This is a genomic window from Rhodococcus sp. 05-2255-3B1 (genome assembly GCF_002258545.1).
Classification (GTDB): Bacteria; Actinomycetota; Actinomycetes; order Mycobacteriales; family Mycobacteriaceae; genus Rhodococcoides.
Window position 1 is genome coordinate 159355 of record NZ_NOZC01000036.1, and the last position, 20705, is coordinate 180059.

The 20705-nt window shown below is 66.1% G+C and carries 17 protein-coding genes; 6 read left to right on the plus strand and 11 right to left on the minus strand.

Features of this window, described 5'->3' with window-relative positions; translation table 11 throughout:
• Positions 1–549: 549 nt before the first annotated feature.
• The 5 genes from lnt to CH249_RS21590 all read right to left on the minus strand — a co-directional run bounded on the left by lnt (position 550) and on the right by CH249_RS21590 (position 6199).
• On the minus strand, positions 550–2142 hold the full coding sequence (gene lnt, locus CH249_RS21570) for an apolipoprotein N-acyltransferase (RefSeq protein WP_094682771.1): 1593 nt from the start codon (positions 2140–2142) through the stop codon (positions 550–552).
• Positions 2132–3727: an amidohydrolase gene (locus CH249_RS21575; protein WP_256988407.1), complete on the minus strand. Its 1596-nt coding sequence runs from the start codon at positions 3725–3727 to the stop codon at positions 2132–2134. Before CH249_RS21575 ends, lnt begins: the two co-directional genes overlap by 11 nt.
• A 17-nt stretch (positions 3728–3744) precedes the next feature.
• Entirely contained in the window at positions 3745–4281 is a 537-nt protein-coding gene (locus CH249_RS21580; protein ID WP_094629971.1) for an FxsA family protein, read from the minus strand.
• Positions 4282–4362: 81 nt separating this feature from the next.
• The gene (locus CH249_RS21585; protein ID WP_045195171.1) at positions 4363–5019 is read right to left on the minus strand and encodes a response regulator transcription factor; all 657 of its coding nucleotides are present in this window, start codon (positions 5017–5019) and stop codon (positions 4363–4365) included.
• Between the two features lie 16 nt (positions 5020–5035).
• Positions 5036–6199, minus strand: a complete 1164-nt coding sequence (locus tag CH249_RS21590) for a sensor histidine kinase (RefSeq protein WP_094657171.1) — start codon at positions 6197–6199, stop codon at positions 5036–5038.
• Between the two features lie 17 nt (positions 6200–6216).
• Here CH249_RS21590 and CH249_RS21595 point away from each other — a divergent pair, with 17 nt between their 5' ends.
• The 3 genes from CH249_RS21595 to CH249_RS21605 are packed head-to-tail and all read left to right on the plus strand — an operon-like array spanning position 6217 to position 9895.
• Positions 6217–6984: a TSUP family transporter gene (locus CH249_RS21595; protein WP_032398089.1), complete on the plus strand. Its 768-nt coding sequence runs from the start codon at positions 6217–6219 to the stop codon at positions 6982–6984.
• Positions 6966–8522, plus strand: a complete 1557-nt coding sequence (locus CH249_RS21600) for a TldD/PmbA family protein (protein ID WP_094682772.1) — start codon at positions 6966–6968, stop codon at positions 8520–8522. The genes CH249_RS21595 and CH249_RS21600 overlap by 19 nt, the downstream gene beginning before the upstream one ends.
• Positions 8519–9895: a metallopeptidase TldD-related protein gene (locus CH249_RS21605; RefSeq protein ID WP_094682773.1), complete on the plus strand. Its 1377-nt coding sequence runs from the start codon at positions 8519–8521 to the stop codon at positions 9893–9895. Before CH249_RS21600 ends, CH249_RS21605 begins: the two co-directional genes overlap by 4 nt.
• A 16-nt stretch (positions 9896–9911) precedes the next feature.
• On the opposite strand, the gene CH249_RS21610 is transcribed toward CH249_RS21605, so the two are convergent.
• The 3 genes from CH249_RS21610 to cobN form a co-directional block, all read right to left on the minus strand.
• A complete protein-coding gene (locus tag CH249_RS21610; RefSeq protein WP_094682920.1) occupies positions 9912–10337 on the minus strand; it encodes a VOC family protein in 426 nt (141 codons plus the stop codon).
• 83 nt (positions 10338–10420) lie between these two features.
• Positions 10421–10801, minus strand: a complete 381-nt coding sequence (locus CH249_RS21615; RefSeq protein ID WP_094682774.1) for a PPOX class F420-dependent oxidoreductase — start codon at positions 10799–10801, stop codon at positions 10421–10423.
• Positions 10802–10819: 18 nt separating this feature from the next.
• The gene (gene cobN / locus CH249_RS21620) at positions 10820–14425 is read right to left on the minus strand and encodes a cobaltochelatase subunit CobN (protein WP_094647903.1); all 3606 of its coding nucleotides are present in this window, start codon (positions 14423–14425) and stop codon (positions 10820–10822) included.
• 232 nt (positions 14426–14657) lie between these two features.
• On the opposite strand from cobN, the gene cobG reads away from it, so the two are divergent.
• From cobG to cobJ, 3 genes are all read left to right on the plus strand, one after another.
• A complete protein-coding gene (gene cobG, locus CH249_RS21625) occupies positions 14658–15788 on the plus strand; it encodes a precorrin-3B synthase (protein WP_094648003.1) in 1131 nt (376 codons plus the stop codon).
• 68 nt (positions 15789–15856) lie between these two features.
• Positions 15857–16483, plus strand: a complete 627-nt coding sequence (locus tag CH249_RS21630; RefSeq protein WP_094647904.1) for a precorrin-8X methylmutase — start codon at positions 15857–15859, stop codon at positions 16481–16483.
• Positions 16480–17973, plus strand: a complete 1494-nt coding sequence (gene cobJ / locus CH249_RS21635) for a precorrin-3B C(17)-methyltransferase (protein WP_094682775.1) — start codon at positions 16480–16482, stop codon at positions 17971–17973. Before CH249_RS21630 ends, cobJ begins: the two co-directional genes overlap by 4 nt.
• On the opposite strand, the gene CH249_RS21640 is transcribed toward cobJ, so the two are convergent.
• From CH249_RS21640 to CH249_RS21650, 3 genes are read right to left on the minus strand one after another with little or no spacing between them, the layout of a single operon-like run.
• The gene (locus CH249_RS21640) at positions 17956–18720 is read right to left on the minus strand and encodes a cobalt-precorrin-6A reductase (protein ID WP_094647906.1); all 765 of its coding nucleotides are present in this window, start codon (positions 18718–18720) and stop codon (positions 17956–17958) included. The two genes, cobJ and CH249_RS21640, sit on opposite strands and share 18 nt — an antisense overlap.
• Positions 18699–19973 (minus strand): precorrin-6y C5,15-methyltransferase (decarboxylating) subunit CbiE, encoded by a 1275-nt coding sequence (gene cbiE / locus CH249_RS21645; RefSeq protein WP_256981230.1) that lies wholly within the window; start codon positions 19971–19973, stop codon positions 18699–18701. Before cbiE ends, CH249_RS21640 begins: the two co-directional genes overlap by 22 nt.
• A complete protein-coding gene (locus CH249_RS21650) occupies positions 19946–20704 on the minus strand; it encodes an SDR family NAD(P)-dependent oxidoreductase (RefSeq protein WP_256981231.1) in 759 nt (252 codons plus the stop codon). Before CH249_RS21650 ends, cbiE begins: the two co-directional genes overlap by 28 nt.
• Between the last annotated feature and the right edge of the window lies 1 nt (position 20705).

Below are 20705 nucleotides of genomic sequence, written 5' to 3' on the forward strand. Positions count from 1 at the left end.
CAATTCTGGCTTCCGTTCTGGTCTGCGTTCGTGTCGTTTCACACACGTTCGGTGGTGATATGGCTCTGTATCAATTCGTCGCGCATCACCGATCGGATTGAAACAGGGAGAGAACCCGGTTCTACCGGATGGAACAAACCGCGAGTTCTACGAATGAGTGTGTGGTGACTCTCGAATCCATTGTCCTGTACGACACGAACTCCCCTCCCCGCCAGGCGTACGACACGCTCGACACTGTCGGCGTCGGTGCAGCGCTCACATACCAACGCGAGACTGTCGGTCATCCACTGAAAGTCGAGCCCGGAAATCCCGCGTCGAGCATCCCAGCGGCTTACAAAGATACAACATCGGCAAGGTTCTTTTGGACGGTAATCATAAGAACCATCGATCGCCGTCTCCAGCCTGTTACAGAAGTGACCGCGAGTGCTACTCGAACAGATGCTATTCGGTCGATCGAATGACTCCGCGTGCCGGGTCGAACGCCTTTGCCCTACTCGTATCCGACTCGGCGACGCGAAAAACCCACTGTTCACCGACTCGGCGATTGTTTCACGAGGCGGAACGGCGGCGCCCGGACAGAAGCGTTGCGCCGAGTGCTCCGACGGCTGCCAGACACAGCACCAGTTCCGATCCGACGCCGATTCGTGTCGCGACGGTGAGGGATTGTCGCAGTACGACACTGGACACCAGCACGTCAGGGGTGAACAGCGGCGTCTGCTGCAGAACGTGTCCGTCGGGCGACACGATCGCGCTGACGCCGCTCGTCGCCGCCACCACAACTGTTCTCCCGTGCTCGACGGCGCGCACTCTGGACATCGCGAGTTGTTGGTAGGTCATTTCGGTGTCACCGAAGGTCGCGTTGTTGGTGGGTATGGCGATGAACTCTGCGCCCGATCGGACCGATTCCTCGAGGGCGCGATCGAATGCGACTTCGTAGCACGTCGCTATTCCGGCCGCTATTCCCCCGGCGCGTACCACTCCATTTCCGTCGCCGGGGACGAAATAACCCGCTCGGTCGGCATATTCCGAGAACAAGCGGAAGAAACTTCGGAATGGCAAGTATTCGCCGAACGGTTGAATTATCTTCTTGTCGTGCCGCTCACCGGGCCCATCGGTACCGTTCCACGCAATCACCGAATTGGTGTTCGTGCCATCGGCATTGACCAGTACCGTGCCGACGAGAATCGGAGCCCCCACGGCCACCGACGCCTCTGTGATGAGAGTCGCAGCGTCGGCATTTCTCAACGGATCGATATCGGACGCATTCTCGGGCCATACGACGAGATCCGGAGCAGGCTGCCTGCCGGCCTCGACGTCAGCGGCCAACGTCATCGTCTCCCGCACGTGATTGTCCAGCACCGCTCGCCGCTGTGCGTTGAAATCCAGACCCAGCCGCGGAACGCTTCCCTGGACCGCCGCGATCGTCACCGTCCGTTCGTCGCCCTCCGGTGCAGCGTTGCTGTGCAGCGTCGGTAGCAGCATCAGCGCCACGATGGACGCCACCGTCGCTGCGGCGACCGGTCCGAGGTACGAACGCACTCCTCCTCGTCGACCGACCGCGAACAGCAGAGCAGCCGCTCCGGTTCCGGTCAGCGCCACCCCGAAACCGAGCAACGGTGCGCCCCCGACGCTCGCCAAGGGAAGCAGCCAGCCCTCGGGTTGTCCGAATGCCAGTCGACCCCACGGAAAGCCACCGAAGGGAACACTCGATCTGAGCCATTCGGTCAGGCTCCAGGCCAATGCCATGGACAACGGCCACCATGCACTCCGTGCCGCCAACACCCCGAGCACTCCGAACAGGCCGACGAAGACCGATTCGGCGAGGGCGAGCGCCAGCCAGGGCATCGGTCCCACGTACACACCGATCCATGGAAGCAGCGGAACGAAGAATCCCAGGCCGGCGGCACAGCCGTAGCCGAATCCCGCTTTCAGCGATACCGAGCCACGGCCGCCGAAGCCGGTCAGAACGAGGGCCAGCAGCGCGATACCCAGCGGTGCCAGGAACCACAGGGTTCGCGGCGGAAAGCTCGCGAATATCAGCGCACCACCGGCAACGGAGAGCGCAGTGGACAGTGCGGCCCGACGCAGCCGCTCCGCCGATGACACCACCGTCTCGACACCCGAAGCGGACTCAGTTCTCATGGATGACCTGTCCGCGATGCACGGTCATCGAGCACCGTGGAGCCGTGGACGACGGGTCGAGACCGGGCAAGGGAGATACCCCCGCGCGTGGGTCCGTCGACCACCGTTGCACGCTGTCCTTGGGTGCTCGGACGACGAGCTCGTCGACCTCCCACACCGCAAAGGACGCGGGAGCCCCCGGCACCAATGTCCCTGCCAATCCGTCTCGGACTCCGCCCGCGCGCCATGCTCCGCGGGTGGAGGCCGAGAATGCTGCCCGGGGCGAGATGGCACTGCCCGGCGTGCGGTGATCGACTGCCGCCCTGACCGTCGCCCACGGGTCGAGTCGGGTGACCGGCGCATCCGACCCGAACGCGAGCGACACCCCCGCCGACGCCAAGCGCGCGAACGGATGCAGCGCCGACGCCCGGTCTGCGCCGAGCCGTGCCGAGTACAACCCTTCCGTGCCGCCCCACAGTGCGTCGAACATCGGTTGCATGCTGGCGATCACGCCCCACGACGCCAATCTGTCGGCCTGTTCGGGTGCGACCATGGCCAGATGTTCGAGCCGGTGCCCGCACGCGGCGACGGCAGGAGTTCCGAGTTCGGCCACCACCTGCTCGAATGCAGTGACGGCAGCCGAGATCGCCGCGTCACCGATGACGTGGAAACCAGCCTGCACTCCTGCCGTCGTGCACGCCGAGATGTGTGCGGCGATCGCATCGACGTTCTCGTACGACACGCCCGATCCGGCATCGTCGGCGTACGGCGACGACAACCATGCGGTCCGCGACCCCAGCGAGCCGTCGACGAAGATGTCGCCGGCCAACCCGTGGGCACCGGTGCTCTCGAGAAGCTGTCGGGCCTGCTCGGCCGTCTCGACCAGCTCGCCCCAGTATCCGCGCACCTCCACTCCGTGTCGGGTGGACATCAGTTCACGGAAGTCGTCGATCCCCGACACGATCGGACCGGCACATTCGTGGACAGCGACGATTCCCTGCGCCGCAGCACTGTCGAGCGCAGCCGTTCGAGCCCGATCCCGGGTATCGGCCGTCATCATCGACCGCGCGGTCAGCCGGGCGAGGTGATGAGCGGCAGCGGTGAGCGGAGACTGCCCCGCGAAGCCGCTGGTCGATTCGATACCGGCGGCGGCAACGCGCAACGGCGTCGAGACGGCGGCCGAATGCGCATCGATGCGAGCGAGATACACCGGGCGCCCGGGCGCCGCCGCATCGAGGTCGGCTGTCGCTGGTGCGCGACGTTCGGGCCACTCGGTTTCGTCCCACCCGTGTCCCCAGACGAGAGCGTCCGACGACGACGATGCGTGGTCGGCGAGCACCCGCAGACAGTGTTCGAGCGAGATACAGCCGGACAGATCGAGTCCGACCAACGACAGCCCCAGGTCGGTGACGTGCACGTGAGTGTCCACGAACGCCGGTGCCACGAAGGACCCGGCCAGATCGGTGATGCGGACCCCTGGGTGCAGCGCTCGCCCGGTGCGATCCTCACCGATCCAACTGACGATTCCATCGGTCACGGCCATGGCGGTGGCGTCGGAAGCCATCGGACTGTAGATCCGTCCGCCGCAGAACAATTCGGTGGTCACGAACGACCAGTCTGCCCCTACCGGTGTGGCTTCCGGAAATCCCCACCGGCGGGATCGAACCGGTCCGCCTCGATCACCTGTCCCTCGAGGATCAGCGCAGAACCGGATGCATTCGGCGCGCGAGTACTCCTGTCGACGTCATCGTCGAGGATCTCACCGTCGATGACGGTGGGGCGCATGCGCCGGGTCGCGGTCGCAACCTGCGGCAACCAGCGTGCGGCGGCCCACATCACCGCTGGGCGTAGCAGCCACCTGGTCGGCGGGATCATCAAGAGCAATCCGATCACCGTGGTCACCAGACCCGGCACGAACATCGCGACCGACCCTGCGGCGAAGAGAGCTCCATCGGCCACGGCTCCGCCGGCCGATCGTTCGCCTCTCGATGCCCTCTGCAGACCGTCCAACACGCGTCTGCCCTGCGATCGCACCAGCAGTGACCCGACCAGCGATCCGCCGATCAGCAACACCACTGTCCAGAGCACACCGAGTGCGCTTCCCACGGCGACCAGCGCTGCGACCTCGACCACGACATAGAGTACGAACAGAGCGAGCATGACGGTCCTTTCTTCGCTTCATCGGTACAACGCGCGGGGCATCGAAATCGCTCCCGGTGTGACCGGTTTGCCGGGAGATTCTCAGGAACCCGGCCGCACGAGTCCGGTTTCGTACGCCAGCACGACCGCCTGAACTCGATCACGGACACCCAATTTCGTCAGAATTCGGCCGATGTGGGTCTTGATCGTCGCCTCGGACAGATGCAGTGCGGTCGCGATCTCCGCATTGGACAAGCCGGTCGCCAGGTGCACCAGCACCTCGCGCTCACGGCCGGTGAGAGCGTCGAGAACGGAGGCGTCGGTGGTCGACGGAGTCTGTGCGACGAACCTCGAGAGCAAGCGCTTGGTCACCTTCGGTGAGACGACGGCGTCGCCTGCGGCCACGCTGCGAATCGCGGAGACCAGGTCCTCCGGTGGAGTGTCCTTGAGAAGGAATCCACTGGCCCCCGCCCTGAGTGCACCGAGGACGTGTTCGTCGAGATCGAAGGTCGTCATCACCAGAACCTTGGCGTCCGAACCGGATTCGGTGATGGTGCGGGTAGCGGTCACGCCGTCGACACCGGGCATCCGGACGTCCATCAGCACCACCGCCGGTGCCAGTCTCGCTACGGCTTCGACGGCACTTGCCCCGTCGGCCGCCTCCCCCACCACCTCGATGTCGTCCTGCGCCTCGAGCACCATGTTCAATCCCATGCGCATGAGTTCCTGGTCGTCCACGACGACAACGGTGATCGACACCGACCCAACCTAGCCCTCACTCGATCGGCAGTGTCGCCCGCACGAGCCAAGTGCCGTGTGGCGTCCGACCCGCATGCAGGGTTCCTCGAAGCACCGCTACTCGCTCACGCATTCCGAGCAGTCCGTGCCCACCGCCGTCCGCGGACGTCGGTGCGCCCGAGCCGGTGCCGTTGTCGGAAATCTCGACGGTGACCGCCTCCTCCTCGCGAACGACCTTGACGACGGCGCGCGGCGCATGGCCGGCGTGCCGGAGAACGTTGGTCAGCGATTCTTGGACCAACCGATGAACTCCGAGGCTGATCGCCGGGCTGATGTCGTCCAGATTTCCGGTCTGTTCGAGTTCGACGTTCAACCCGGCCCGACCCATCATCTCGACGACACGCGCCAGTCCCGCTGTCCCGTACTGGGGCATGTCGTCCGAGTCGGGCGACGTCCGCAGCAACGCGACCGTTCGACGCAACTCCGCGAGCGCCGACCGGCCCGTGGCGGAGATGTTGGCAACGGCCTGCTCTGCACGCTCGGGGTTGCGTCTGATCGCATACGAGGCACCGTCGGCCTGGACCACCATGACACTGACGCTGTGGGCAATGACGTCGTGCAGCTCGCGTGCGATGCGCGTGCGCTCGGAGATCACCGCTTCTTCGGCGCGTCTGTCCCTGTCGTACTCGGCCACGACGAGACGGGCCTGCGTCGCTTCGTCGTATGCCCTGCGGGCACCGAGAAATTCCGCCGCAACCCACGACAGCGCGTACATCAGCGCGCTGAACAACAGCGTCGTGAAGACCGGTTGGTCGAACAGGTACAGGCTCGCGGCGGTGTACGCAGCGAGCGCGACGGCATAGATGCCGGCCTGGATTCGACCGACGTACGCAACCAGGGTGTAGAGCATGATCGGCAGGGCCAGAGCGGCCGGGTGACCGTTGTACGCATCGCCCGCCAGGCTGCCTGCTGTGTCGGAGGCGAGCGCGGTGACGAGAGTGAGCGCTGCGATCGAGCGCGGCAGACGGCGCCGCCATGCAACGGGAATCGTCAGCACGACCGAGAACACCAGGAACAACGGTGCGTTGAGACCGTCGACCGAGCTGACGAACACCAGAATGTCGAGGACGAACAGCCCGGCCGCCAGCAGGGCGTCGGCCACGAACGGCTGCCCACGGAGCCACAGACTGAATCGACGCATGTGATTGAGTTTGCCGTATGACTGCTGCCGACTGGGGATTGCTGATGGTCGCTGCCACGGCCGCCGGTTGGGTCGACGCCGTGGTGGGCGGAGGTGGTCTCATCCTGCTGCCCGCCATCCTTCTCGTGGCCCCTCAGCTGACGCAGCAGGCGGCGCTGGCGACGAACAAGGCAACTGCCGTGTTCGGTACCGTCGCTGCCGTCGTCACCTTTTCGCGGAAGGTCCCGCTGAACTGGCCGGTGCTGATTCCGGCCGCCGTCCTTGCCGCCGTGGCCTCGGCCGCAGGCGCTGCTGCGGTGTCGTTGATCGATCGCGAGCTGTTCATCCCGATCATCATGGTCGTTCTCGTCGGTGTGGCCGTACTGGTCACCTGCCGTCCGACCATCGGCCGAACGGCGGCACCGTCGCCGCCGACCCATCGCAAGGTTCTGATCGTCATCGGCTGCGCAGCCGCCGGAATCGGCTTCTACGACGGCATTCTCGGGCCCGGCACCGGAACGTTCCTCATCATCGCCTTCGCCACGCTGCTCGGTACCGAGTTCGTGCGCAGCGCCGCGATGGCCAAGGTGATCAACGTCGGGTCCAACGTCGGTGCCCTCGCCTTCTTCGCGGTCACCGGCAGCGTCTACTGGCAACTCGGAGCGGTCATGGCGGTGTGCAACGTGTTCGGTGCCGTCCTCGGGTCGCGTACAGCGGTCGCCCGCGGTGCCGGATTCGTGAGAATCGTCCTGCTCGTCGTGGTGGTGGGGATGGTCGTCCGACTCGGATGGCAACAATTCGGCTAGCGTCTTCAGGCGTGACGAGACAATCGGATCGGTCGGTCGACGCCGACTTCCTGGCTCTGCCCCTGCAGGCCCTCGCGGACGCCGCCCTGAGCACGGCACGGACCGCCGGGGCAACGCACGCCGATGTTCGCGTGCAGCGCTCGACGACTCAGTCGATCTCGCTGCGCGACGGCTCCGTTCAATCCGCCGTCGACGCCGGGGAGATCGGTCTCGCCGTGCGGGTCGTGGTCGACGGGACCTGGGGTTTCGCATCGCACGCCGAACTCGGCACCGACGCTGCCGCAGCCACGGCCCGGAGCGCAGTCGAGGTGGCCACAGCGCTGCGCGCACTCAATCGTGAACGCGTGGAACTCGCTGCCGAGCCGGTGTACTCGAACGCAACGTGGGTGTCGGAGTACGACATCGACCCCTTCGAGGTACCCACCGCCGAGAAGGTGTCACTGCTCGCGGAGTATTCGTCCCGGCTGGCCGCGTCGGATGGCGTCGACCACGTCACCGCCTCGGTTCTGCAGGTCAAGGAGCAGTCGTTCTACGCGGATCTGGCCGGCAGCAGCATCATTCAGCAGCGGGTGCGACTCCATCCTCAGTTCGAGGCCACCACCGTGGATCGATCCGCCGGTGCGTTCGAGACCATGCGTACCCTCGCGCCACCGGTCGGACGAGGCTGGGAGTACCTGGGTGAGAACGGCACCTGGGACTGGGCCGACGAGCTTGCGCAAATACCCGAATGGTTGGCCGAGAAGGTGAAGGCACCGTCGGTCGTGGCAGGACCGACGGATCTCGTCATCGATCCGACCAACCTGTGGCTCACCATTCACGAATCGATCGGGCACGCAACGGAATACGATCGGGCCATCGGCTACGAGGCCGCTTACGCCGGCACCTCGTTCGCGACTCCGGACCAGCTGGGTACGTTGCGCTACGGATCGCCCATCATGCACGTCACCGCGGACCGAACCGAGGTCAACGGTCTGGCCAGCATCGGCTGGGACGACGACGGAGTGGCATCGCAGAAATGGGATCTGGTGCGCGGCGGGACGTTGGTCGGCTACCAACTCGACCGAGTGTTCGCCCCGAAACTCGGTCTCGAGCGGTCCAACGGGTGCTCGTACGCCGATTCTGCGCATCACGTGCCGATCCAGCGTATGGCGAACGTGTCGCTGCAGGCCGACCCCGACACCGATCGATCCACAGCCGACGTCATCGGTGAGGTGCAGGACGGCATCTACGTCGTCGGCGACAAATCATGGTCGATCGACATGCAACGGTACAACTTCCAGTTCACCGGCCAACGCTTCTACCGAATCCGCAACGGCGTGCTCGACGGCCAGGTGCGTGATGTGGCGTACCAGGCGACCACCACCGAATTCTGGGGTTCGATGGAACTGCTCGGTGGACAGTCCACGTGGCGACTCGGCGGCGCATTCAACTGTGGCAAGGCCCAACCCGGGCAGGTTGCCGCCGTCAGCCACGGCTGCCCCGTCGCGTTGTTCCGCGGCGTCAACGTCCTCAACACCCGATCGGAGGCAGGCCGATGATCGCTCCGCAGCTCGTGATCGAACGTGCACTCGCCCACGCGAGTGTCGACGACACCATCGTGATCGTCACCGACTCCAGTGACGCAACGTTGCGGTGGGCCGGAAACTCCATGACCACCAACGGAATCGCCACCTCGCGTCGTTGGGAGGTCATCTCGATCGTGCGCGGGGCGGACGGCACTCGAGTCGGTACCGTGTCGTCGACGAGTGTCGACCCGGACGACATCGAGGCGGTGGTGCGGGCGAGCGAATCGGCAGCACGATCGGCAGAGACCGCGGAAGACGCGATGCCGCTGCTGCCTTCGGATTCGGTCGGGTCCGCCTCCGGATCGGAGAACTGGGACCGCAGTGCGACGCACACGTCGATCGACGTGTTCGGTTCGCTGGCAACGGAATTGAACGTCGGATTCGACGGCGAGGACACGCTGTACGGATTCTCGCAGCACACCGTCGACAACGTCTGGCTCGGAACCTCGACCGGTGTGCGCCGTACGTTCACCCAACCCACCGGATCGGTGGAGATCAACGGCAAGCGATCCGGGGCGAGCGCCTGGGTGGGCACAGGAACAACCGACTTCCGGGACGTCTCGGTCCGAACCATGTTGGCGGAACTGTCCACCCGACTCGGCTGGGCCCGAAACACCGTCGAACTGCCCGCCGGTCGGTACGAGACTCTGCTGCCCCCGTCGGCGGTGGCCGATCTGATGATCTACCTGATGTGGACCATGGAAGGCCGCGGAGCGCAGGAAGGCCGCACCGCTCTCTCGCGGGCCGGGGGAACGAGAGTCGGTGAGAAACTCACCGACCTGCCGCTGACGCTGTACTCCGACCCACGCGCATCCGGACTCGAGTACGCGCCGTTCGTGATCGCCGGCTCGTCGAGTGATGCGGTATCGGTGTTCGACAACGGCATGGACATCGAGCGGGTCGACTGGGTGCGCGACGGTTCGGTCGCGGCCCTGTCCTACCCGCGTGCCGCCGCGCAGAAGTTCGGCGCACCCGTCGCGGTGCCGGGCAACAATCTCGTCATGACCGGCGGCACCGATACTCGGCTGGCCGAGATGGTTGCCGCAACCGAGCGGGGCCTGCTGCTGACCACTCTCTGGTACATCCGAGAGGTCGATCCCACCTCGCTGCTGCTCACCGGGCTGACCAGAGACGGGGTCTACGCCATCGAGGACGGTCGGATCACCGGCGCAGTGAACAACTTTCGCTTCAACGAGAGCCCGCTCGATCTGTTGCGACGCGTCACCGAGGCAGGCGCAACGAAGGCGACACTGCCGCGCGAGTGGAAGGACTGGTTCACTCGCACGGCGATGCCGCCGCTACGCATCCCCGACTTTCACATGTCGTCGGTGAGCGCCGCGCAGTAGGGCTCGGTAGCGCGACCTACTTGTCGGGGCCGGAGAGCTCGAGTGCGATGTTGTCGGGGTCGCGGAACTCCACGATGGACAGTCCGGGCCCGGCGTCCTTGATGCCCTCGTGCGCGATACCCAACTCGTCGAGTGTCTTCACGGCGTCCTTGAGGGCGGCGCGGGTGTCGACGGTGAAACTGAGGTGATCGAGTCCGCAACGGTCCTCGGCGAATGTGTCGTCGCTCGGTGCGACCGGGCGCAGACCGAGCAGGCCACCACCGAATTTGTAGATGACGCCGCCGAAGAGGAACCACAGCGCCTTCTTGGTCTCTTCGTCCGCGTCGGGGTCCCAGGCGTACGCGACGTCGAAGCCGAACACCGAGTCGTAGAACGACCGGGACCGTTCGATGTCGCTGACGGTGAGGCGAACATGGTTGTAATCGGTCACTGCGATTGGCACGTGGTGCTCCATTCCGGCAGCAGGGGAAGCTGCCTCACGAAGCATTCGGAACCGCGCATGCGAACGATGGCACCGCTCGCAACTCAGGTGGCGGTGATCGCCAATCCGACGGAACCGCTCTTGCCCCGTCGCAGCACACTTCCCTTGACCGTGAGCCATCCGATGAGTCCGTACTTCGACGCGATCGCCGAGCGAGCCTTCTCCGTCTCGGCCGCGTCGAGAATCTCGGCCCGTGCGTCGACCGCGTCGCCCTGAGGGTTACCGCGCATGTCGCACGGTGCCAGCGTGACTGCGGGGTTGCGGCGAATCCGTTTCACCTTCCACGAATCGGCCACCGTCCAGACCAGCAGCCGATTCCCGTCGAGGGCACCCCACAGCGGAGTCGGAACCCCTGTGCCGTCTTTCTTGAACGTCGTCAGCAGTACGTATTTGCCTTTGGCAATGTCTTCGAAGGTGGCAGCCATACTGCTCAGAATACGTCGCTATTCGCCCTCGAGCTCGCCCTCGGTTTCCAGATACACCTTGCGCAACCCGTCGAGAACCTGCTTGTCCGGCTCGGCCCACATCTTCCGTTCGGCCGCTTCGAGCAGCCGCTCCGCGATACCGTGCAGCGCCCACGGATTGGACTGTTGCATGAACTTCTGGTTCTGCTCGTCGAGCACGTACGTCTCGGCCAGCTTCTCGTACATCCAGTCCTGCACCACGTCGGTCGTCGCGTCGTAGCCGAACAGATAGTCCACGGTCGCCGCCATCTCGAACGCGCCCTTGTACCCGTGCCTGCGCATCGCCTCGAGCCACCGCGGGTTCACCACCCGGGCGCGGAACACTCTCGCGGTCTCTTCCGAGAGCGTGCGCGTGCGAACCGATTCCGGCCGCGTGCTGTCACCGATGTACGCCTCGGGCGACTTCCCGGTCAACGCACGCACGGTTGCGACCATGCCTCCGTGGTACTGGAAGTAGTCGTCGGAATCGGCGATGTCGTGCTCACGCGTATCGGTGTTCTTGGCGGCAACGGCAATGCGCTTGTAGGCGGTGCGCATGTCGTCCGAGGCGGGAACGCCGTCGAGACCACGGCCGTACGCGAAGCCGCCCCAGGTGGTGTAGACCTGCGCCAGGTCGTCGTCGCTGCGCCAGGTCTTGCTGTCGATCAGCTGCAGCAACCCGGCACCGTACGTCCCCGGCTTCGATCCGAAAATGCGTGTGGTGGAACGCCTTTCGTCACTGTGCTCGGCGAGATCGGCCTGCGCATGCGCTCGAACGTAGTTCTGATCGGCCGGCTCGTCCAACGCGGCGACCATCCGAACCGCATCGTCGAGCAATGCGAGCACATGGGGAAATGCGTCACGGAAGAACCCGCTGATGCGGACCGTCACGTCGATGCGGGGTCGGCCGAGCTCGACGAGATCGATCACCTCGAGCCGAGTGACTCGGCGCGACGCCTCGTCCCACACCGGTGACACGCCCAACAGTGCGAAGACTTCGGCGATGTCGTCGCCGGAGGTCCGCATGGCCGACGTGCCCCACACCGACAGCCCGACCGATTTCGGCCACTCGCCGTGGTCCTGGCGGTAGCGAGCGAGCAGTGACTCCGCCATCGCCTGACCGGTCTCCCACGCCAACTTCGACGGCACGGCCTTCGGATCGACGGAGTAGAAGTTGCGGCCGGTGGGCAGAACGTTGATCAGCCCGCGCAGCGGTGAACCGCTGGGCCCTGCCGCGATGAAACCGCCGTCGAGCGCGTGCAGTACCTGGGCGATCTCGCGTGAGGTCCCGCGCAGTCTCGGAACGACCTCGGCTGCGGCGAACTCGAGAATCTGTGCAACCACGCCGCCGTGCTCGCCCGCCACTCGCGCGGCCGCTGCGGGATCCCACTGAGTTGCCTGCATCGCCGCGACCAATCCGTGGGCGACGGCCTCGATACTGTCGACGCGGGTGCGATCCTCGTCTCCGTCCTCGCTCAGACCCAGCGCCTCGCGCAGACCTGGAACCGTCTGCTCCCCGCCCCACATCTGCCGAGCACGCAGCATGGCCAGAACCAACTCGACCTCGGCATCGCCGACGGGTTCCTGGCCGAGAATGTGCAGGCCGTCGCGGATCTGCACATCCTTGATCTCGCACAGCCAGCCGTCGACGTGCAACAGCATGTCGTCGAACACTTCCTCGTCGGGGCGCTCCTCCAGTCCGAGGTCCTTGTGCATCTGCGCCGCGGTCATCAGCGTCCAGATCTGCTGGCGGATGGCAGGCAGCTTGGCCGGATCGAGTGCCGAGATGTTCGCGTGCTCGTCGAGCAATTGCTCGAGCCGGGAGATGTCACCGTAGCTCTCCGCACGCGCCATCGGCGGAATCAGGTGATCGACGAGAGTGGCGTGCGCTCGACGCTTGGCCTGCGTGCCCTCCCCCGGATCGTTGACGAGGAACGGGTAGATCAACGGCAGGTCGCCCAACGCCGCATCGGTTCCGCAGGAGGCGGACATACCGAGTGTCTTGCCCGGCAGCCATTCCAGGTTGCCGTGCTTGCCCAGGTGGACCATGGCGTCCGCACCGAAGCCGCCGTCGGCCTCGGTGGCCGAGATCCACCGGTAGGCCGCCAGATAGTGATGGCTCGGCGGCAGGTCCGGGTCGTGATAGATCGCAACCGGCTTCTCGCCGAATCCCCGAGGTGGCTGCACCATGATCACCACGTTGCCGAATTGCATTGCTGCGATGACGATTTCACCGTTCGGATCGGCAGACCGATCGACGTAGAGATCGCCCGGCGCGGGGCCCCAGTGCTCGATCACGCCGTCGCGCAGATCTGCGGGAAGCTGCTCGAACCACCGGCCGTACTGCGCGGCCGAGATGCGAATGGGATTGCCCTCGAGCTGGGCGTCGGTGAGCCAGTTGGGATCCTGGCCGCCGCGGGCGATCAACGCGTGAATGAGTGCGTCACCGTCGCGAGCAGCCAGACCGGGCACCGAATCCGGGCCGTCGAGCGGTCCGAGGTCGTAGCCGGCGGCGCGCATGTCCGACATCAGCGCGATCGCGCTCGCCGGAGTGTCGAGACCGACGGCGTTGCCGATCCGCGCATGTTTGGTGGGATAGGCCGAGAACATCAGCGCGATGCGGCGGTCGGCAGCGGGAATATGCCGCAGCCGGGCGTGCCGCACCGCGATGCCCGCCACCCGAGCAGCACGCTCGTGGTCCGGAACGTACGTGGTCAACCCGTCGTCGTCGATCTCCTTGAACGAGAACGGAACCGTGATGAGCCGGCCGTCGAACTCCGGGACGGCGACCTGAGTGGCCACGTCCAGAGGGGAGAGTCCGTCGTCGTTCTCGGACCACGTCGCGCGAGAACTCGTCAGACACAGTCCCTGGAGGATCGGGACGTCGAGGGCAGCGAGTTCGGCGACGTCCCAGGCCTCGTCGTCCCCGCCTGCCGACGCTCCGGCCGGTTTGGTGCCTCCCGCGGCGAGAACGGTGACGATCAGGGCATCCGCCGACTTCAGCGTGTCGAGCAGGTCGGCTTCCGCGGTGCGCAGCGACGCGCAGTAGATCGGGAGCGCGGTGGCACCGGCGTTCTCGACCGCGGTGGCGAGAGCGTCGATGTACGTGGTGTTACCGGCCAGATGTTGGGCGCGGTAGTAGAGGATGGCCACCGTCGGACCGTCGGAGCTCGCGGCGGAGTGTCGCTCGAGGTGACCCCACGTCGGGAGGTGTCGTGGGGCGTCGAAACCGTGCCCGGTCAGCAACACGGTGTCGGAGAGAAAGTTGTACAGCTGACGCAGGTTGTCGGACCCACCTTCGGCCAGATAGTTGTGCGCCTGCGCGGCGACGTTCGCGGGGACCGTCGAGATCTCCATCAGGTCGGCGTCGGGTGCCTGCTCGCCGCCGAGTACGACGACGGGCAGTCCGGTGGCGAGGACGGCGTCGATGCCCGACTCCCAGGATCGACGAGACCCCAGGATGCGCACGATGATCAGCTCTGCCGTCGCAGCCATCGCCGGTATGTCCTCGGCGAGAAGGCGAGAAGGGTTTCCCCAGGTGAAGTCGGCTCCACTGGCACGGGCACTGAGCAGATCGGTGTCCGATGTGGACAGCAGCAAGAACACGGGTAACGCCCTCCTCGGGGGTTTCGCGCCCCTGGAAATCGGTGTGTCGGTCTTCGACTCGTCGGCGAGAGGGTCTGACTCCTGCCCCGTCCCGAGGGACTGGATGGGGCGTCACAGTGGCGCGACCGTACCGGATTCTCGCCGGTTTCCTCTCGGCCTGAGCCGTGGACATCGAATGCTACCGGGGCGAGCATGGAATCGGGCCACCCGCTGCGCTTGTAGCCTGGTGACCATGAGTTCGCCAGAGAGGTCGGTGCCCGACGGCTGCCCCGGAGCGCTGACGACCCATCTGGCCGCGGACGGGCCGCTGGCACGAGTTCGGCTGCCGGGCGGAGTCGTGTCGCCGGGCCAGATGCAGGTGCTGGCGCAGGCCGCTGCGGAGCTGGGTGACGGCACATTGGAACTGACCTCGCGGGGCAACATCCAGGTGCGCGCGGTGTCGGATCCGGACGGCTTCGCGAGCAGGCTGGCCGACGCAGGATTGCTTCCGTCCTCGACGCACGAGAGGGTCCGCAACATACTCGCCTCTCCACTGTCGGGCCGGGTGGGCGGCCTCACCGACGTGCGCGCGCTGATCGGCGCGCTGGACGAAGGCCTGTGCGCACGAGCCGACCTGGCCGAACTGCCGGGGCGAACGCTCTTCGCGCTCGACGACGGCCGCGGCGACCTGTGCGGACTGGAACCGGACTTCGGTGCCTACGCCCAGCCCGACGGTTCGTTCGCCGTGCTGCTGGCGGGCCGGGACAGCGGCGTTCGCGTGGACCGCGACAAGGTCGTCTCGACGCTGCTGGACTGCGCCGGTGCCTTCGTGGAACTGCGGCAGTCCCAGTGGCGGGTGGCCGAACTGGATGACGGCCCGGCGCAGATCATCGACCGTCTCGGGCTCTCGGCCGGCCACGCCCTGACGTTGCCCGCACCCGTGGAGGTGCCACCGATCGGATGGCTCGACCAGGACGACGGTCTGGTGGTGCTGGCCGCAGGCTTGGCCAACGGTGTTCTCGGGGCGCGGCTCGCCGAGTTCCTCGCCGCCATCGACCGTCCGTTGATCATGACGCCGTGGCGATCGCTGATCGTGTGCGACCTGGACGAGGAACCGGCCGAACAGGTCGTCCGCGTGCTCGCCCCGATGGGACTGATCTTCGACGCAGCATCTCCGTGGATTCGGGTGAGTGCGTGCACCGGATCGCCGGGGTGCGAGAAGTCGTTGGCCGACGTGCGAGCCGACCTCTCTGCGGCAGTCGATGCCCGGATGACGCCGCGCGACGAGCGGCAACACTGGTCCGGGTGCGAACGGCGTTGTGGACGGCCCAAGGGCGAGGTGACCGACGTCATCGCGACGGGAATCGGCTACCGCGTGTCCTGAGTGGGTGCCTTCACCCCAGGTGCGACCGGTTTTCTGCTGAGGGGTCCCTCTCCCCTATCGTGAAACGCATGCACGACTACGTCCGCGACGGCGCGGAGATCTATCGGCAATCGTTCGCGACGATCCGAGCCGAAGCAGATCTGTCTCGGTTCGCACCGGACGTGGCACAGGTCGTCGTGCGCATGATTCACGCGGTCGGAGAGATCGATCTGACCGAGACCATCGGCTACACCCCCGCGGTCGTGGCCTCCGCTCGCGCGGCACTGAACTCGGGCGCGCCGATTCTGTGCGACGCCAACATGGTTGCCGCCGGTATCACCCGTCGTCGTCTTCCGTCCGACAACGAGGTGCTGTGCACCTTGTCCGATTCGCGGGTGCCGGAGCTGGCGAAGCGGATGGGCACCACGAGAACCGCTGCGGCGCTGGAGTTGTGGGGCGACAAGCTCGACGGTGCCGTCGTCGCGATCGGCAATGCACCGACTGCGCTCTTCCACCTGATGGAGATGCTCGCGGCCGGAGCGCCGAAGCCGGCGGCCATCGTCGGCGGCCCGGTCGGATTCATCGGGGCGGCCGAGTCGAAGGAGGACCTGATCGCCGCGGACCTCGGCGTCGAGTATCTGGTCGTTCGAGGCAGACGGGGTGGCAGTCCGATCACCGTCGCGGCCGTCAATGCCATCGCGAGCGAGCAGGAATGACCACTACTGGAAAACTGTGGGGTGTCGGCGTCGGTCCCGGCGATCCGGAGTTGTTGACGGTCAAGGCCGCTCGTGTGATCGCCGAGGCCGATGTGGTCGCTTTCCACAGTGCGCAGCACGGTCGCAGCATCTCCCGCGGACTGGCGGCCGGGTACATGCGGGACGGGCAGCTCGAGGAACATCTGGTCTATCCGGTGACCACCGAGACCACGGCGCATCCCGGTGGATATCAGGGTGCGATCGACGAGTTCTACGAATCCGCTGCCGCACGGCTGGCGGCCCATCTCGATGCGGGACGCTCCGTAGTGCTTCTCGCCGAGGGCGATCCGCTGTTCTACAGCTCCTACATGCACATGCACAAGCGATTGGCCGACCGCTTCGAGGTCGAGGTCGTGCCCGGCGTGACGTCGGTCAGTGCGGCCTCGGCCGCGCTGGCAACTCCGCTCGTGGAGCGAGACGAAGTGTTCACCGTGCTTCCCGGCACGCTGCCCGCGGACGAACTCACGCGCCGACTGCGCGGCACCGACGCGGCCGTGATCATGAAGCTGGGCCGGACCTACCCCACGGTGCTCAAGGCACTGGAGCGTTCCGGCCGGTTGGGTGAGGCGCGCTACGTCGAACGCGCCAGCACGCCCCAGCAGCGAGTACTCGACGCCGCAGACGCCGACAACGTGCCCTACTTCTCGATGATCGTCGTGCCGAGCCCGTCCAACCGAGCCGAAACGCGCACCGGCACCGGAGAAGTGGTCGTCGTCGGCCTCGGTCCAGGCGACGACGCATGGACGACCGACGAGGTGCGCGCCGAACTGGCCGCCGCCACCGATCTCGTGGGCTACGTCACCTACATCGATCGGGTACCTCCGAGACCCGGACAGGTTCGACACGCCAGTGACAACAAGGTCGAATCCGAACGCGCCGCCTTCGCACTCGATCTCGCCAAACAGGGTCGCCGAGTGGCCGTGGTCTCCTCCGGCGATCCGGGGGTGTTCGCGATGGCCACCGCCGTGATCGAAGTGGCAGCCGAGCAGCAGTGGAACTCGGTACCGGTACGGGTGGTGCCCGGAATGACGGCCGCCAACGCCGTCGCCAGTCGAGTGGGCGCACCGCTCGGCCACGACTACGCCGTCGTCTCCCTCTCCGACCGCCTCAAACCCTGGGACGTCGTCGCAGCACGGCTCTCGGCGGTAGCCGGAGCCGACATGGCGATCGCAATCTACAACCCGGCCTCGAAATCACGAACGTGGCAGGTTGCGGCGATGAAAGACATTCTGCTCGAACACCGTTCGTCGCAGACCCCCGTGGTCATCGGACGCGCAGTTGGCAGCGCGCAGGAATCCGTTCGCACCGTCACTCTCGGCGAACTCGACCCGGAGTCGATCGACATGCGATGCCTGCTCATCATCGGATCGTCGATGACGACGGTGGTCGAGACGGGAAGCGGACCGAAAGTGTTCACCTCCCGCCGGTACCCGTCAGAGGGTGGAGCGTAATCGATTCGTCAGCCAGTCCACGGCGGCCGCGATGTCGAACACCGTCGGCGCCGAACCGGTGCGCGCAGGACGGTCGACCACGATCACCGGAATCGATGCCGCTCGGGCAGCATCGAGCTTGGCCCGCGTCATGTCGCCGCCGCTGTTCTTGGTGATCAACAGGTCGATTCGGTTGTCCGCGAGCATCATCGCCTCGTGGTCGACGTCGAACGGCCCACGGCTCAGGTGCAGTGTCATGTGCGGCGGGACCGGGCCGGTCGGAGGGTCGATCGCTCGGACCAGAAACCACGAGTGATCGACACTCGCGAAATGATGAACACCCTGCCTGCCGGTCGTGAGGAACACCCTGCTTCCGGGGGTGATCGCCGACGCCGCGCCGGGCAGTGAGGCTACCGAGGTCCATCGATCACCCTCTCCCGCGGTCCACGGTGGCCGAGTCAGAACCAGCAGCGCGACCAACGCTTCCCGCGTGGCCTGCTCGGCGTGTGCACCGATGGTGGAGGCGAACGGATGTGTCGCGTCCACCACCACGTCGATTGCGTTGTCTCGCAGCCACACTGCAAGGGCGTCCGGACCACCGAAGCCACCGATTCGCGTCCGTCCGACGGGCAGAATCGGCTCGGCAACCCGTCCGGCCAACGAGGTGATCGTCTCGATCCCCTGCACCGCGCCCAGAGCGACCGCGAGTGCCCGCGACTCCGTCGTACCACCGAGAATCAGGACTCTCACCGTTCGGTCGCAGTCCATTGTTTTGTCGCACACCATTGCGTGACCGGCAGCTGCGGTCTCCACGTCGTGAACGCGCCCAACGGTTCACCGCGATAGATCTGGAACCTGCGGAGCTCTCCGCCGTACTTCGCCGCCGCGGTCAGCAACAACGAATCCGATTCTGCGGTCACCGAATTGGCGACCAGTCGTCCGCCGGCGCGCACCGCGTTCCAGCACGTCTCGAGCATGTCGGCCCCGGTCAACCCGCCACCGATGAACACCGCATCCGGCACCGAATCCGAGTCGGAGACCGCAGCGAAGCTCCCCGGGGCATCGCCGTGCACCACGAGCCCCGGAACTCCCAGGCGCATTGCATTGGTCTCGATCTGCTCACGGCGTGCCTGCGAGCTCTCGAACGTCACTGCGCGACAGGATCGGTCGGTCCGCATCCATTCGATGGCAATGGTTCCCGAGCCGCCTCCGATGTCCCACAGCAACTCTCCGGGTGCCGGTGCCAACGCGCTGAGAGTGAGTGCTCGAACCTCCCGCTTGGTCATCTGGCCGTCTCCGGTGTACGCAGAGTCGGCGAGGCCGGGATTGCGGGTGTGGCGGGGCGCGTCGGGATCTCGGACACACAGCAGTGCAACGACATTGAGTGGATCGACGCCCTCGAACGTCGACTCTCGGGCGATTCCGCCGACGACCCGCTCGGCCGGTCCGCCGAGCTGCTCGAGGACGGTCAGTTCACTCGATCCGAAGCCGTTGGCGCACAGCACAGCCGCGATCTCGCCCGGCGTACTGCTGCCCCGGCTCAACACCAGTATCCGGCGACCGTCGGCCAACTCGGGTAACACCGTCTCGGCCGGGGTGTTCACCAGGGACACCGTCGAGGTGTCCTGTAGTGCCCAGCCCAGTCGCGCGCATGCCAGTGACACCGAGGACGGTGCCGGGTGGACCCGTACGCGATCGGCACCGAACTCCCGCACCAGCGTGACCCCGATGCCATGGAACATCGGATCCCCGCTGGCCAGCACGCAGACGCGAGCACCTGCGCAGGCGTCGAGCATCGGCCGTAGATTCGGCACCAACGGACTGGGCCACGTCCTGGTCTCGGTGCAGTGCTCTCGCACCTCCGCGATCTGGCGGGCCGAGCCGAACACCACATCGGCGTGCTCGATCGCCGTGCGGGAACCGACAGACAGTCCGTCCCAGCCATCCGCACCGATTCCGACGACCACGATCGGGTTGGGCACCGGTGCCACCATCAGCGCGGCATCCTGCGCCAGAGCCATTGCGGCAGTAGACGCATGCCGAAGAACACCGGTCGCAGAGTGCCGGGGATCCACACGGTGGCCCGACGCTTGCCCAGCGCGGTGACCACGCCGTCGGCGACCTGATCCGGTGTACTGGACATGGGCGCGGGTGTCATCCCCTCGGTCATGGAACCGATGACGAATCCCGGACGAACGAGTAGGAGATGCACCCCGCTACCGTGCAGGGAATCGCTCAGTCCACCGGCGAACCCGTCGAGACCGGCCTTTGCCGACCCGTACACGTAGTTGGCGCGCCGCACTCGAACTCCCGCCACCGACGAGAACACGACCAGGTCGCCGCTCCCCTGCGCTCGGAGCAACTTCGCCGCATGCGTCAGCACCGAAACCTGAGCCAGGAAGTCGGTGGTGATGACCTCGAGAGCGTGCTGAGCGTCGTTCTCGGCGCGCGCTTGATCCCCGAGGATGCCGAACGCCAACACCACGATCCCGATCGGACCGTATCGCTCGGCAATCCGGCTCACGAGCTCGGCGTGGGTGTCCATCGCGTTCGCGTCGAACTCGACGGTGTGAACGGCGTCCGCGCCTGCCTGCTGCACTCGTCGTTGCTGGGCATCGAGGTCGCTGCTGCGCCGAGCTGCCAGTACGACGGTTCGGCCGGAGGCGAGTCGGGTAGCGACCTCCAGTCCGATCTCGCTGCGCCCACCCAACAGCAACAGCGTTCCGGCCGCGGGTTCTGCTCGTCTGCTCACG